Origin of the sequence: Xanthomonas cissicola (genome assembly GCF_008801575.1) — a bacterium.
Classification (GTDB): Bacteria; Pseudomonadota; Gammaproteobacteria; order Xanthomonadales; family Xanthomonadaceae; genus Xanthomonas; species Xanthomonas cissicola.
Window position 1 is genome coordinate 121,595 of record NZ_VZPL01000006.1, and the last position, 14,667, is coordinate 136,261.

A 14,667-nucleotide genomic window follows, 5' to 3' on the forward strand; every position below is an offset into this window, starting at 1 on the left:
GCTTGCTGCAGGTCACGCGCAGGTCAATCGACCGCCTTGACATGCGCATGTTCGCGGGTGGCCGAGAAGCGCACATCCGGCGCGCGTTCCTGCGCCAGCTGCAGATTCACGCGGGTCGGTGCCAGGTACACCAGCTCGCCGGCCGCGTCGATGCCCAGGTTGCCGGCATTTTTCTCGCGGAATTCTTCCAGCTTCTTGGGGTTGTCGCAGTGCACCCAGCGTGCAGTGGTGACGCTCACCGGCTCGAAGATCGCATCCACACCGTATTCGTCCTTGAGCCGATACGCGACCACGTCGAACTGCAGTACACCGACCGCGCCTAGGATCAGGTCGTTGCTCATCAACGGGCGGAAGAATTGCGTGGCGCCTTCTTCGGACAGCTGTGCAAGACCCTTCTGCAATTGCTTGAGTTTGAGCGGATCGCGCAGGCGCGCGCGGCGGAACAGTTCCGGCGCGAAGTTGGGAATGCCGGTGAACGACAGCGATTCGCCTTCGGTGAAGGTGTCGCCGATGGAAATGGTGCCGTGGTTGTGGATGCCGATGACATCGCCCGGCCACGCTTCTGCGGCGATCTCGCGATCGGACGCCATGAAGGTCAGTGCGTTGGCCAATTTGACGTCCTTGCCGCTGCGCACATGCAGCGTCTTCATGCCGGCAGTGAACTTGCCAGAGCAAACGCGCATGAAGGCCACGCGGTCGCGATGCTGCGGATCCATGTTGGCCTGGATCTTGAAAACGAAGCCGCTCAGTTTGGCTTCGGTCGGCTCCACGCGGCGGCCGGTGGTCTCACGCGTCTGCGGCGGCGGTGCGTGTTCGACGAAGAAATCCAGCAACGGTTGCACGCCGAAATTGTTGACACCCGAACCGAAGAACACCGGGGTCTGTTGGCCCGCGCGGTACGCGTCAAGATCGAACGGGTTGCTGGCACCTTGCACCAGTTCCAGCTCCTCGCGCAGCTCGGCCAGCATCTGCTCGCCGATCTTTTCGACCAGGCCGGGCGCATCCAGCGAGGGGAAGATGGTGGAATCCTGACGGGTGAAATTGCGCCCCTGTTCGTACAGATGCACTTCGCCGGAGATCAGGTGCACCACGCCCTTGAGGCGCTGGCCCATGCCGATCGGCCAGGTGACTGGCGCGCACTGGATGCCGAGCACGGTTTCCACTTCATCCAACAGATCGATCGGGTTCTTGCCTTCGCGATCGAGCTTGTTGATGAAGGTCATGATGGGGGTGTCGCGCAGCCGGCAGACTTCCATCAGTTTGATGGTGCGTTCTTCCACGCCCTTGGCCACGTCGATGACCATCAGCGCCGAGTCCACCGCGGTGAGCACGCGATAGGTGTCCTCGCCGAAGTCGGCGTGGCCGGGCGTGTCGAGCAGGTTGACGATCTTGCCCTCGTACGGAAACTGCATGACCGAGGAGGTCACCGAGATGCCGCGCTCTTTTTCCAGCGCCATCCAGTCCGAGGTGGCATGGCGTGCGGCCTTGCGGCCCTTCACCGAGCCGGCCATCTGGATCGCGCCGCCGAACAGCAACAGTTTTTCGGTCAGCGTGGTCTTGCCGGCATCGGGGTGGGAAATGATGGCGAAGGTGCGGCGGCGCGCGGCTTCGTTGGAGACTTCGGACATGGGCGGGGCGCGCCCGGTCGGACGCCTGCGGAAACTGAGGAAGCCGACGATTATAGCGGCTTCGCTGCGGCACGCTTTTGTGGAAGGCGCGGGCGCCGTGCGATTCGGGCGGCGCACGTCTGTCGGCCCGGCGACGGTCAAGGCGCCGGCGAGGGAAAATGCAGTTCGCCCTGCGGGCCGAGCATGCGGAACGGCAGCGAGAGCAACTGCATGCCTGCATTGCGCTGGATCGCGAAATGCAGGTGCGGCGCGGTGCTGAAGCCGGTATTGCCTGAGGCGCCAAGCCGCTCGCCGGTGCGCACCGCCTGGCCCGGTCGCACGGCCACGCCATTGGGCGCCAAGTGGGCGTACAGGGCCATGCTGCCGTCGGCATGCAGGACGCGCACCAGGTTGCCGCCGCCAGCGGTGGGGTCGTTCGGGGTGCTGTCGAGGACATCGCGCTGCACTTGCATGACCACGCCCTCGCGCGCTGCCAGCACCGGCGTGCCCTGCGGCATGGCGAAGTCCACCGCATACCAGTTGGGCGGATCGGCATGGCTGAACTGCCCCCCAAAGCCCTGCGCCACCTGCACCGGCACGTTGTGGAATGGCAATTGATAACGCACCGGCTGCGGGGCGGCCCCCGGATTGCCCGGCACCACCTCGAGCGTCAGCCCGAAACCGCCCAGGGTGCGCTGGTTGCTGGCCGGATACAGCCGGCTCACAAGGCGGCGCTCATGTGCGGCCAACTCAAGCGTCAGCGGTAACTGCGGCACGGCGCGGTAATCCTCGCTGGACAGAGCGCTCAGGCGCAGTTGCGCAGGCCCGGCCAGCGGATTGGTGACCCAGGCCAGGTACACCGGTGCCTGCCACTCCAGTTGCAGCGAGGCGCCACTGCCTGAAGATGCCATCGTGGACGGTGCGCCCGGTGTCTGGGACGAAGGCGTTGCGGCGGCAGGCCACTGCCAACGCTGCTGCGCGTGTACCGCAGGGACCCAGGCCGGCAGCAAAACGCATGCCGCAATCAGGGCGGGCAGGGCGGTGCGAGACACTTGGTAGGGCACGCCATCGACTCGAGCAAGGGGGCGCAAGTATGCGGCCCCGCGTCGACCGTAGTGGTATCGGATGAAAATATATCTTTCCATCCGCATGAAGAGATTGACATCGCGAAAATCCGGTGGCATCTTAGCCTCACCATCGAGACCGGCGGAGGGACAGGCCCTTTGATGCCGGGGCAGCCAGCGGAGCGCGCAAGCGTCCGCGTTTGGTGCCAAATCCTGCGGGGACCTGCGCGTTCGCCGAAAGATGGTTCGAATCGTGCCTTGCGCACGTCGAACGCGAGCTCCGCGAAGCTCGATGGCCGATCCACCCTGGATATCGCCATGAGCCTCGTGAATACAGCATCGCCTTCTACCAACGATTTCGTTGACACCCCCGCCAGCAGCGACGACGGCATCACCGCCGTGCGCGGCGAACTTGTCATCGCCCTGCCGATGCGCCATGCCGGCATGCGCGAGCTGCGGCTGCGCTATGAACTGATCGGCGCCGCCAATGCGCCGGTGGTGTTCGTGGCCGGCGGGATTTCCGCACACCGCCATCTGGCGGCCAGCAACCTGTTCCCCGAGAAGGGCTGGGTGGATGGGCTGGTGGGCAGTGGCCGCGCGCTGGATCCGGCATCGCGCCGCCTGCTGGCATTCGATTTTCTCGGTGCCGACGGCATCCTGGACGCGCCGATCGATACCGCCGATCAGGCCGATGCGATTGCCGCCTTGCTGGATGCGCTGGGCATCGGGCGCTTGCACGGTTTTGTCGGCTATTCCTACGGTGCGTTGGTGAGCTTGCAATTCGCAATTCGCCACGCGGCCCGTGTCGGCACCCTGGTCGCGGTGAGCGGCGCACACCGCGCGCACCCGTACGCCGCGGCCTGGCGTGCCCTGCAACGTCGCGCGGTGGCGCTGGGCCAGCTGCAGTGCGCGGAGCAGCATGGCCTGGCGCTGGCGCGTCAGTTCGCCATGCTCAGCTACCGCACGCCGGAAGAATTCAGCGAGCGCTTCGATGCGCCCCCGGAAGTGATCAATGGCCGGGTGCGTGTGGCCGCTGAAGACTACCTGGACGCCGCTGGCGCGCAGTACGTGGCGCGCACGCCGGTGAACGCATATCTGCGCCTGTCCGAATCCATCGACCTGCATCGCATCGACCCCGCGCAAGTGCGCGTGCCTACCGTCGTGGTGGCGGTGGAGGGCGACCGCCTGGTGCCGCTGGCCGACATGGTCAGCCTGGTCGAAGGCCTTGGCCCGCGCGGCAGCCTGCGCGTGTTGCGCTCGCCGTACGGGCACGACGCCTTCCTGAAAGAAATCGATCGCATCGACGCAATCCTCACTACCGCCCTTCGCAGCACCGGAGAAACCCCATGAGCTTTCGTGACCCCGCCGACACCCCCTGTACTGCTGCCACTGCCGCCGTGCGTGCCGGTATCGATCGCGACACCGCCTACGGTGCGGTGACCCCGCCGATCGTGCTGTCGTCGAATTTCTCGTTCGATGGTTTCGGCAACAAGCGCCAGTACGACTACACCCGCAGCGGTAATCCGACCCGCGACCTGTTAGGCGAAGCGCTGGCCGAACTGGAAGGCGGCGCGGGCGGCGTGATCACCTCCACCGGCATGGGTGCGATCAATCTGGTGCTCAACGCAGTGCTGCAGCCCGGCGATACGCTGGTGGTGCCGCACGATGCGTACGGCGGCAGCTGGCGCCTGTTCAATGCGTTGGCCAAGAAGGGCCACTTCGCGCTGGTCACCGCTGACTTGACCGACCCGCGCTCGCTGGCCGATGCATTGGCGCAGTCGCCCAAACTGGTGCTGATCGAAACACCGTCCAACCCGCTGCTGCGCATCACCGATCTGCGCTTCGTCATCGAAGCTGCAAAGAAGGTCGGCGCACTGACGGTGGTGGACAACACCTTCTTGTCGCCGGCATTGCAGAAGCCGCTGGATTTCGGTGCCGATCTGGTCCTGCATTCCACCACCAAATACATCAACGGCCATAGCGATGTGGTGGGCGGTGCGGTGGTGGCACGCGATGCCCAGCTGCATCAGCAACTGGTGTGGTGGGCCAATGCGTTGGGCCTGACCGGCTCGCCGTTCGATGCCTTCCTCACCTTGCGCGGTCTGCGCACGCTGGATGCCCGGCTGCGCGTGCATCAGGAAAACGCCGATGCGATCGCCGCGCTGCTGGATGGACATGCGGCGGTGAATCAGGTGTATTTCCCGGGTCTGGCCTCGCATCCGGGCCACGCACTGGCCGCGCGCCAGCAGAAGGGCTTCGGGGCGATGATGAGTTTCGAACTGGAAGGCGGCGAAGCGGCCGTGCGTGCGTTCGTCGATGGCTTGCGTTACTTCACCCTGGCCGAATCGTTGGGCGGCGTGGAAAGCCTGATCGCGCATCCGGCCTCGATGACGCACGCGGCAATGACCGCCGAAGCGCGTGCGGCAGCCGGCATTTCCGATGGCTTGCTGCGCTTGTCGATCGGGATCGAATCGGCCGAAGATCTGCTGGCCGATCTGCGCGCCGGTCTGGCCCGTGCCGAAGCGACCCTGACTAACGCCAGCCGCAAACAGGTCGACGCGTGAGCAATGTCCTGCCCGTTTCGCGCCGCGCTCCGGTCGCTGCAGTGACGCCGACGCCGCGGCTGGCCTTGCTGGGGACCGGCACCGTGGGGCGCGCTTTCGTGACGCGCTACACCGCGCTGCAGCAGCGCCAACTACGCTTGCCGCGCTTCGATTGGCTGGCCAATTCACGTGTTGCGCAGGATTGTGGCGTCAGCGCCGAGCAGGCCCTGCAGCACGCCAATGCGGCGCCGCGCGGGCAGACGGTCTTGCAGCCGTGGGCAGAAACCACCGCGCTGCGTGCCGGCGATGTGCTGGTGGATGCGACTGCCAGCGATGTCGTTGCCGATTGGCATGTCGAATGGTTGCAGCGCGGCGTGCATGTGGTGACCGCCAACAAACTGGGCCAGGGCACCGCGTTGTCGCGTGCACAGGCGCTGCACGCGGCCCGCCATGCCAGCGGCGCGTATTATGGCGATAGCGCCACTGTGGGCGCGGGACTGCCGGTGCTGAGCAGCGTGCGCGCCTTGGTCGCCGGTGGGGACCGCATTCATTCGATCGAAGGCGTGTTGTCCGGATCGTTGGCGTGGCTGTTTCATCGTTACGACGGCAGTGGCGCGTTTCCCGCCTGCGTGCGGGAAGCGATGGTGGCTGGTTATACCGAGCCGGATCCACGCATCGATCTCTCTGGAGAGGATGTGCGGCGCAAGCTGCTGATCCTGGCGCGTGCCGCGGGGTGGCAGCTGGAGGCCGAGCAGGTGCATGTGGAGTCGCTGGTGCCTGCCACGATTGCCAGGCTGCCGCTTGCTGAGCTGGATGCGCAGTTGGGCGCGCTGGATGCGGTGGTGGGGACGCGTTGGCAGCAGGCGCGTGCGGCAGGGCGTTGCCTGCGCTTTGTCGGCCGTGTGGACGCGCATGGAGCGAGCGTGGGCTTGCGCGAACTGGCGCTGGATCACCCGTTGGCAGGCGGTGCCGGGACCGATAATCGGGTGGCGATCAGCAGCGACCGCTATCGCGCGCAGCCGCTGCTGATCCAGGGACCAGGCGCCGGGGCCGAAGTGACTGCAGCGGCGCTGCTGGATGATGTGCTGCGGATTGTGGCCGGCTGATGACGCGACCGGGCTGACGCGGCGCGTTGCCGTGCGCCTTGCGGGGGGTGCGGATGCGTGCGCGCGATCGACGCTGCGCGTGCAGACGCGCTGGAACCTCGGATGTGCGGGCTCCAGACGGCCGATCGTTCGATCCAGGCGTGGTCGCAAGATGATCGGATGCCGGATGGGTGCGTGATGGATGAAAGTTGGCGCGCGCGGGTTTCCGGCTGCCGGCACGTTGACTGCCGTGCCGGCGCCGTCTGTCCATCGGTGCTGGCTGCAGCCGGCTTCGACCGGCCGCAGTGAAGATGAGAGGGCGACCAACCCTTGCCCTCTCATCCACCCACAGCATTACTGCGCAATGGCCTTCAACAGCGCAGCATTGAAACGCGCCGGGTCCTGCACCTGCGGCGAATGGCCCAGGTCGGCAAACTCGATCAGTTTGGCATTCGGAATCGCGGCCGCCGCGCGCTTGCCCAGCTTGGTGTAATCGCCCACGCGTGCCTTGACCTGCGGCGATGCGGTGTCCTTGCCGATGGCGGTGCGGTCCTTGAGGCCGATGAACAGCGTGGTCGGCACCGCAAGTTTGGGTAGCTCGTAGACCACCGGCTGGTTGAAGACCATGTCGTAGGTCAGCGCCTGATTCCACGCCACGGCCTGCTTGCCCTTGCCCAGCGACATGCCGGCCTGCATGCGCGCCCAGCGTTCGAATTCCGGCTTCCATTGGCCGGCGTAGTACACGTCCATCTGGTACTTCTTGATTCGTTCGAAGCTGATTTTCATCTCGTTGTCGTACCACGCATCCACGCTGCGCCAGGGGATGCCTTCGGCCTTCCAGTCTTCCAGCCCGATGGGGTCCACTAGCGCCAGATGCTCGGTGGCTTGCGGGTACATCAGCGCGTAGCGAATGGCTAGCATGTCGCCCATCGAATGGCCGACCACCACCGCACGTTCGATGCCGAGCGTCTTCAACAACGCATGCGTATTGTCTGCCAGTTGCGCGAACGAAAACTGATAGGCGGCCGGCTTGCTGGATTTGCAGAAACCGATCTGGTCTGGCGCGATGACGCGGTAGCCGGCCTTGCTTAGCGCTGCGATGCTGTCTTCCCAGGTGGCGGCGCAGAAATTCTTGCCATGCAACAGCACCGCAGTGTGGCCATTGGGCGTGCCGGTTGGCGCAACATCCAGGTAGGCCATTTCCAGCGGCTGCTGTTGCGAGGTGAACGCATAAGTCTTGACTGGATGTGGGTAGTCGAAGCCTTCCAGGCGCGGGCCATAACTGGCTTCCTGCGCCAGTAGCGGACTACTGGCCAGGGCGAGCATGAGGGTGCAAACGCGCTTTCGCATGGTGATCTCCATCCAAATCCAGGCGCTGACGGTACAACGGCGGATGTGGTGGGAACGTACAGCCGGGCGACGGTTAGCGGGCGCTGCAGGCGCGTTGCTGACGATGGCTGGCGACCAGGCTCAAATGCGTGCGCCGACGTCTGTTGCCCTCGTCCGCGCTTGGCGCACCTTCTCCCGCGTGCGGAAGAAGGGCAGAGCATTCCCCGCGGCTGGTGCGTTCCCTCATCGGCATTCGCCCCTCTTCTCCCGCGTGCACGAGAACGGCAGTGCAAGGGCATGCATCTGTGGAGCGGGTTCTTTCGTCGCTGCGCGCGCTGGGTTGATCAGCACCCCGCCTACGAGTGGCTCAGCATTCGATGACGTTCACCGCCAGGCCGCCGCGGCTGGTTTCCTTGTACTTGTCCTGCATGTCGCGACCAGTGTCGCGCATGGTCTTGATGACCTTGTCCAGCGAGACCTTGTGCTTGCCGTCGCCGCGCATGGCCATGCGGCTGGCGTTGATGGCTTTCACTGCGCCCATGGCGTTGCGTTCGATGCACGGAATCTGTACCAGCCCGCCGATCGGGTCGCAGGTCAGGCCGAGGTTGTGCTCCATGCCGATCTCCGCGGCGTTTTCGATCTGCCCCGGGTTGCCGCCAAGCGCGGCAACCAGGCCGCCGGCGGCCATCGAACAGGCCACGCCCACTTCGCCCTGGCAGCCGACTTCGGCGCCGGAAATCGAGGCGTTCTCCTTGTAGAGGATGCCGATGGCGGCAGCAGTGAGCAGGAAGTCGAAGATGCGTTGCTCGGAGGCGCCCGCGCAGAAACGGTCGAAATAATGCAGCACCGCGGGAATGATGCCGGCCGCGCCATTGGTCGGCGCGGTGACCACCCGGCCGCCGGCGGCGTTTTCTTCGTTCACTGCCAAGGCGTACAGGTTGACCCAATCCAGCGTGGTCAACGGGTCGCGCATGGCCGCTTCGGGCTTGGAGGAGAGTTCGCGATACAGCGCAGGTGCGCGGCGGGAGACATTCAGGCCGCCCGGTAGCGTGCCTTCTTCGCGGATGCCGCGCGTCACGCAGGACTGCATCGCATTCCACAGTTCGCGCAGACCAGCACGGATCTCGTCTTCGCTGCGCCAGCTTTTCTCGTTTTCGAACATGAGTGCGGCAATGCTCAGGCCGCTGCGCGCGCACTGCGCGAGCAGTTCGTCGCCGCTGAGGAACGGGTAGGGCAGCGGCGTTTCGTCGGCCACGATGCGATCGTCGGCCGCGTCGTCCTGGTTGACGACAAAGCCGCCACCGACCGAATAGTAATCGCGTGTGGCGATGACCGCTTCATCGGCGTCATAGGCCGTAAAGCGCATGCCGTTGGTGTGGTACGGCAGCTTCTGCCGCTTGTTCATCGGCAAGTCGCGCTTTTCGTCGAAGACGATGGCGTGCTGGCCCATCAAGGCGATGCGCTTGCTGGCGCGAATGCGCTCCAGCGTGGCAGGGATGATGTCCGGGTCGATCACGCTGGGGCGATGGCCCTCCAGCCCCAGCAGCACGGCTTTGTCGGTGCCATGGCCGCGGCCGGTCAGGGCGAGCGAACCGAACACTTCGGCGCGGATGCGCACCACATTCTGCAGGCGCCCGGCATCGAGCAGCCAGCGGTGCACGAAGCGCTCGGCGGCGCGCATCGGCCCCACGGTGTGGGAGGAACTCGGGCCGATACCGATCTTGAACAGGTCGAACGTGCTGACAGCCATGCGTGCCGAAGAGGTGAGCGTAAAGGCGGCTATTCTAGTCGTTCGGCGGTTGCGGCACGGCTGCAGCGCAGCATGAGAGCCCGGCGGATGCCCTTGACCCTGTACCAGCGCGACGATTGCCACCTGTGCGACCAAGCCGTGGAAGTGCTGGCGCAGGCGCGTGCGGGCGTTTTCGACAGCGTGTTTATCGACGACGACGCGGCGCTTGAGGCCGTTTACGGCGCGCGCGTGCCGGTGCTGCGCGATGCGCGTGGACGCGAGCTGGATTGGCCGTTCGATCGCGTGCGCTTGCGCGCATGGCTGGACGACGACGTCGCCAAGCGGTAGGAGCGGCACGACAACGCGCCGGCTCCGCAATCTATAGCAGCCGGTGAGCACCGGCTCGCTGTCCCACGCCATGTGGGCACAAAAAAGCGGCGGACCCGACGAGTAGTCCGCCGCTCAGTGGCTGCGTCCGGTTGCAGCCTGTGGCGTTACTTCGCCTTCAACACGACCTTGGTGCTGATCGCGGTTTCGTTGGGAATGGTCTTGGTGTCGGCCCAGTCGCCGCCGCCCACGCCAAAGTCCAGCCGCTTGACGACGGCCTTGCCGGACAGCACCGGCTGCGCGCCGGGCGTCCAGGTAAAGGTCAGCATCACCGGCTTGCTGACACCGCGCAGTTCCAAGGTGCCGTCGGCAGCGTACTGGTTGCCGCCCAGGGCGCGGAACTTGTCGGCGCGGTAGCGCGCAGTGGCGAACTTGGCGACATTGAAGAAATCCGGACCCTGCAGGGTGGAATCGCGATCGTTGTTGCCGCTGACCGCGCTGGCCAGCGGGATACGCACATCGAGCTTGGCCCCGGCAAGATTGGCCGGATCGAAACTCAGCGTGGTGTCGAAGCCGAGGAACTTGCCGGTGAACACTTCACCGTCGTACTTGCTGGCAAATACCAGGCTGGAGCCGGGCGCCTGCACGTAATCGGCGGCCAGCACCGGCGCGGCGGCGAACGTGGCCACCAGCGAGGCCGCGACCAGCATCGGAGAGACAAACAACTTGGACGACATGGGAAATCCTTATGGTTTGGGAGCCAGCCAGCCACGCGGCAACATCCGCGCCAGGGTGGCGTCGCGCTGGAACAGGTGGTGGTAAAACGCAGCGCCGGCATGCGCCAATACCACGGCAATCAGCAACCAGAAACCCCATTCGTGGACGAAGTGCGCAATGGCGCGCAATTGTTCGTCCGGGGGGCTGAGCTTGGGCACATTGAACAGGCCGAACCAGCGAAACGGCCGCAGGCCGCTGGTGGAGTCGTACAACCAGCCCGACAGCGGCATGGCGAAGATCATGGCGTACAGCAGCCAGTGGGTGAACCCGGCGATGCGCTCCTGCCAGCGCGGCGTACCGGCCACCGGCGGCGGTGCGCCGGCGTAGATGCGCCACCCAAGCCGCACGATCACCAAGGCCAGGACAGTCAGCCCCACCGATTTGTGCGCCGTGTACACCCAGAAGTATTTCGGGGTCTTGGGCAGCTCGCCCATGGTCAGGCCGACGATGCCCAGCACCAGGATCAGCAGTGCGATCAACCAGTGCAGGGTCTGGCTCACACCGCCCCAGCGCTCGAGGTTCTTCGTGCTCATGTGCCCGATTCCTGGGTGGCGGCGGCGTCCGCAGGCGTGGGTGCGGCTTGCGGCTCGTGGGTCTCGTCGTCGGCGCGCCCTTCGCGCACGGCTTCGGCTTCGATGCGCAACTCCACGCTGTCGCCGATCATCGATTTCCAGGCATCAATCCCGAACTCGGAACGGCTCAGCGTGGCGGTGGCGGAGAAACCGGCCGTACGGCGGAACGGCGGGAGCGGATGGCGCTTGAGCGCGTTGAGGGTGACGTCCAGGGTAACCGGGCGGGTGACCCCGTGCAGGGTCAGGTTACCGCTGACCTTGGCGTGGTTTTCGCCGCTGGCCTCGACGTGCGTGGAGACGAAATGCGCGTCGGGAAAGCGCTCGGCGTCGAGTAGGTTGCGTGCCAGGGTGGCCTGGTTCCACTTGGCATCGCCCAGGTCTGCGCGGTGCAGCGGCACGGTGACATCCAGCCGGGCGGCGGCCCAGTCGTCCGGGTCGAAGACCAAGGTGCCGCTACTTCCGGAAACGGTGCCCAATGCCTTGGAAAAGCCGGCATGTTCCACCGCGAACAACACCCGGGTATGCACCGGATCCAGCGCATACCGCACAGGCGCAGCGGTGGCGGCGAGGCTGGTTGCAACCAGGGCAGAGGACACCAATAGGCGGGCGAGGATTGCCATGGGCGGATTCTAGACATATCCCGGCAACGCGCGCTCGGCTTGCGCTCGCAACGATCCGTTGCGAGCATGCCGGCTGGACGAGGAAAGGATTCCCCCATGCGTGTACTCATCGTGGTGCTGGCCGTGCTGTTGGCGATCTGGCCGTGCGCGGCAAAGATTCCGGAAGTGCCACGCTTTCGGATCGTGGGACCCAGCGAAGGATTGCCTTCGACGATGGTGGTTGCCATCAGCCAGGATCGCGCCGGCTATCTATGGCTTGGAACGCTCGACGGTCTGGTGCGGTACGACGGCGCGGGCTTCAGGACCTGGCGGCACGATCCGGCCGACCCCGGGTCGTTGCCCTGCAACGCGGTGCAGGCATTGCATATCGATGCGCTGGACCGGGTCTGGGTGGGCTGCGGCAAGACGCTGAGCGTGCTGGATGCCGGCCGCAGGCGCTTTGTTCACTATCGCGCTGCAGACTATCCATTGCTGAAGGACGGCGAGATCTTCAGCATCGCCGCATTCGATGGCGGCATCTGGGCCGGCACCACCACCGGTGCGCTGGTGCGCATCGGTGCCGACGGAGGAATGTCGTCGGTGAACCTGGGCGGGATCGAAGGCGCGCTGGATCACGCCATGGTCATGAACCTGGCGGTGGACAACCAGCACCGCCTGTGGATCGGCACCAGCAATGGCCTGGCCTATTACGACGGCACGCAACTGCACCGCCAATACGTCGCGGACGAGCCAAACCGGGAAGCGGCCATCTTCGGTTTGCAGTGGGCCGGGGACCGTTTGTGGCTGGGAAGCGAATCGGGATTGCACGTGCTGCGCGCCGACGGTCGCTGGCAGCCGCTTGCCTGGTCAACGATGTTCGGCAACGGTAATGAGTTCTGGGGCGCAGTCGCGACGCCGGATGGCGAATTCTGGCTGGGCAGCGGACGTGGTCTTTGGCGCACGCGCGGAGAGCGTCCACCGGTGCCCGCCCTGAGCGGGGAGGGGCCGCTGTCGCGTCGTAACGTGATCGGCTTGATGGGGGCGGCCGATGGCGGCCTATGGGTGCCCATGCATGGCACCGGGCTTGGGTATCTGCCAGCCGACTGGAAACGCAGTGCCGTGCTCAAGCCCGCGGTGCCGATGGGCGATGCGATCTATTGCAACCTGGCGCCTGCCAAGCGCTCAGGGGGCTTATGGCAGGTCGATGCGCAGGGGCGTCTGTTGCGCGTGGATCCGAGCACCGGCGATTCGTTCCAGACAGGCCTGCAGTCGCCGCAGCTCAAAGGGATGGAGTTGGTGTCGGCATTGGAAGATCGCCTGCAACGGGTGTGGCTGGGGAATTTGACCTTTGGCCTTTCGCGGATGGACCTGCGTACCGGTGACTTCGTGCACTGGCCGTCCGATGGGCCCGAGCCGTCGTCGGCGTTGTCGGCGCCGGAATGGATCATGGAGCATGGCGACACCGTCTGGATGGCCTTCATCGACATGGTGCAGCAGCGCGATCTACGCACCGGCAAGGTCTTGCAGCGGATGACCCAACAAGACCTGCATGGCCTACGCGCGATCGACATCCAACAACTGGACCAGGGCCCCGACGGACGCGTCTGGGTGGCCGGCGAGGGCGGCATGTTCGCATGGGACGACGCGACAAGCCGCTTCGTGCCGGTGGCAGGGCTTGAGGGGACGCCGATCCAGGCATTCGCCAGCCAGTCTGCGGACACACTTTGGGTATATCGCGCCTCCGGTGCAGAGCAGTGGCAAAAGCGCGCCGCCGGCTGGAAGCGCGTGCGTCAGGTAGGCGAAGCGGATGGACTGAGCGGGTTCGATGCCTCTGCCATGCAGATCGACCCGCGTGGGCGTGTCTGGATTTCCAGTCTGCGCGGGCTTTGGCGGATCGATCCCTCGGTGAATCCGGCACGGGTCCGCAATATCGGCACGCGCGATGGCCTCACCAGTCAGGAGTTCATCCAGCATTGCCTGTTGACTTCGGGCGACACCTTGATCGGGGCAACCAGCGATGGCTCTACCGTGCTGCTGGATACCGCAATGCCGGATGTTGCCCCGTTCGTGCCGGCACTGCAGCTGGAACACGTCAGCGTGCTGCGCAATGGCGCACGCATCGCCTTGCCGATGGACCGCCCGTTCCAGCTGGGCCCGGAGGACCGCCAGCTGCAGATCGTCAGCCGCTTGCTGTCGTACAGCGACCCGCTGTCCAATCGGTATCGCAGCTTCCTGAAAGGCTTCGATACTGACTGGCAGACCATAGGCAACACCGGCATCCGCGAATTCGCCAGCCTGCCTGCCGGCAACTACACGCTTGCGCTGCAGGGCATCGACCCGCTGGGCAATCGCTCGCAGGTACGTTCGCTGCAATTTTCGGTCAGGCCCCCCTGGTGGCGTAGCGAGATCGGGATTGCGGCGATTGGGTTTTCCGGATTGCTGTTGAGCGCCTTGCTGGCCGCCGCTTATCGCCGACGTATCCGCATGCGCGCGCAATGGCAGCTGGCGCAACACAAGCGCGAGTTGGCCGAGCAGGCGTCGCTCGCCAAGACGCGCTTTCTGGCAACGTTGGGTCACGAGGTGCGCACGCCGATGACCGGTGTGCTGGGCATGAGCGAGTTACTGCTGCAGACCCCATTGGATAGCCGTCAGCAAGGCTATGCAAGCGCGATCCAGCTGGCCGGCAAGCACCTGCTGCGTCTGGTCAACGATGCACTGGATCTGGCCCGGATCGAAGCGGGCAAATTGCCGCTGGATTACCGCGATTTCGATCTGCGCCAGTTGGTCGGCCAGGTGGTGGAACTAGGGCCTGTTAACACTAATGGCCCGAGCGATTAAACTATTGGGCATGGAGATCACGCCAGCACAATTTTCTCTGATCGAACACTGCCTGCCGGCGCAGCGCGGCAATGTCAGCATGACCAACCTGCAAGTGGTCAACGCCATCCTTTACGTTGCCGAGCATGGCTGCAAATGGCGCGGCCTACCCAAGCGCTTTGGCAACTGGCATACGGTCTACACACGCATGAACCGTT

The 14,667-nt window shown here is 65.2% G+C and carries 12 protein-coding genes, 1 pseudogene and 1 riboswitch; of the genes and pseudogenes, 6 read left to right on the forward strand and 7 right to left on the reverse strand.

Annotated elements, in window-relative coordinates; all coding sequences use genetic code 11:
* Positions 1-23: 23 nt before the first annotated feature.
* Positions 24-1,628 (reverse strand): peptide chain release factor 3, encoded by a 1,605-nt coding sequence (locus F7R02_RS04435; RefSeq protein ID WP_003482377.1) that lies wholly within the window; start codon positions 1,626-1,628, stop codon positions 24-26.
* Positions 1,629-1,765: 137 nt separating this feature from the next.
* Entirely contained in the window at positions 1,766-2,671 is a 906-nt protein-coding gene (locus F7R02_RS04440) for a M23 family metallopeptidase (protein WP_078590250.1), read from the reverse strand.
* Positions 2,672-2,798: 127 nt separating this feature from the next.
* Positions 2,799-2,919: riboswitch (SAM riboswitch) on the forward strand.
* Positions 2,920-2,989: 70 nt separating this feature from the next.
* Here F7R02_RS04440 and metX point away from each other — a divergent pair.
* The 3 genes from metX to F7R02_RS04455 are packed head-to-tail and all read left to right on the forward strand — an operon-like array spanning position 2,990 to position 6,320.
* Positions 2,990-4,021 carry a homoserine O-succinyltransferase MetX gene (metX, locus tag F7R02_RS04445; protein WP_033480107.1) on the forward strand — a complete coding sequence of 344 codons (1,032 nt, stop codon included), beginning with the start codon at positions 2,990-2,992 and terminating at the stop codon, positions 4,019-4,021.
* Positions 4,018-5,235, forward strand: coding sequence for an O-succinylhomoserine (thiol)-lyase (locus tag F7R02_RS04450; RefSeq protein WP_016849246.1), 1,218 nt, complete (start codon positions 4,018-4,020; stop codon positions 5,233-5,235). The genes metX and F7R02_RS04450 overlap by 4 nt, the downstream gene beginning before the upstream one ends.
* Positions 5,232-6,320: a homoserine dehydrogenase family protein gene (locus F7R02_RS04455; RefSeq protein WP_167520964.1), complete on the forward strand. Its 1,089-nt coding sequence runs from the start codon at positions 5,232-5,234 to the stop codon at positions 6,318-6,320. Before F7R02_RS04450 ends, F7R02_RS04455 begins: the two co-directional genes overlap by 4 nt.
* Before the next feature lie 333 nt (positions 6,321-6,653).
* Here F7R02_RS04455 and F7R02_RS04465 read toward each other — a convergent pair whose 3' ends face one another.
* A complete protein-coding gene (locus F7R02_RS04465) occupies positions 6,654-7,661 on the reverse strand; it encodes an alpha/beta fold hydrolase (protein ID WP_139371014.1) in 1,008 nt (335 codons plus the stop codon).
* Between the two features lie 334 nt (positions 7,662-7,995).
* Positions 7,996-9,378 (reverse strand): L-serine ammonia-lyase, encoded by a 1,383-nt coding sequence (locus F7R02_RS04470; RefSeq protein WP_078590252.1) that lies wholly within the window; start codon positions 9,376-9,378, stop codon positions 7,996-7,998.
* A gap of 87 nt (positions 9,379-9,465) precedes the next feature.
* Between F7R02_RS04470 and F7R02_RS04475 the strand changes: the two genes are divergently transcribed.
* On the forward strand, positions 9,466-9,705 hold the full coding sequence (locus F7R02_RS04475) for a glutaredoxin family protein (protein WP_078590253.1): 240 nt from the start codon (positions 9,466-9,468) through the stop codon (positions 9,703-9,705).
* Positions 9,706-9,851: 146 nt separating this feature from the next.
* Here the strand turns inward: F7R02_RS04475 and F7R02_RS04480 are convergent, their stop codons facing one another.
* Genes F7R02_RS04480 through F7R02_RS04490 form a run of 3 tightly spaced genes read right to left on the reverse strand, consistent with a single transcriptional unit; the run spans position 9,852 to position 11,653 of the window.
* Entirely contained in the window at positions 9,852-10,421 is a 570-nt protein-coding gene (locus tag F7R02_RS04480) for a YceI family protein (protein ID WP_039419011.1), read from the reverse strand.
* A gap of 9 nt (positions 10,422-10,430) precedes the next feature.
* The gene (locus F7R02_RS04485) at positions 10,431-10,994 is read right to left on the reverse strand and encodes a cytochrome b (RefSeq protein ID WP_011348192.1); all 564 of its coding nucleotides are present in this window, start codon (positions 10,992-10,994) and stop codon (positions 10,431-10,433) included.
* A complete protein-coding gene (locus F7R02_RS04490; protein WP_078590254.1) occupies positions 10,991-11,653 on the reverse strand; it encodes a YceI family protein in 663 nt (220 codons plus the stop codon). The genes F7R02_RS04485 and F7R02_RS04490 overlap by 4 nt, the downstream gene beginning before the upstream one ends.
* Before the next feature lie 96 nt (positions 11,654-11,749).
* Here F7R02_RS04490 and F7R02_RS04495 point away from each other — a divergent pair.
* A pseudogene (locus F7R02_RS04495) lies at positions 11,750-14,437 on the forward strand (ligand-binding sensor domain-containing protein); the annotation flags it as partial.
* Between the two features lie 43 nt (positions 14,438-14,480).
* On the forward strand, positions 14,481-14,667 hold a 187-nt coding region (locus F7R02_RS04500; protein ID WP_151210039.1), incomplete at its 3' end, for a transposase.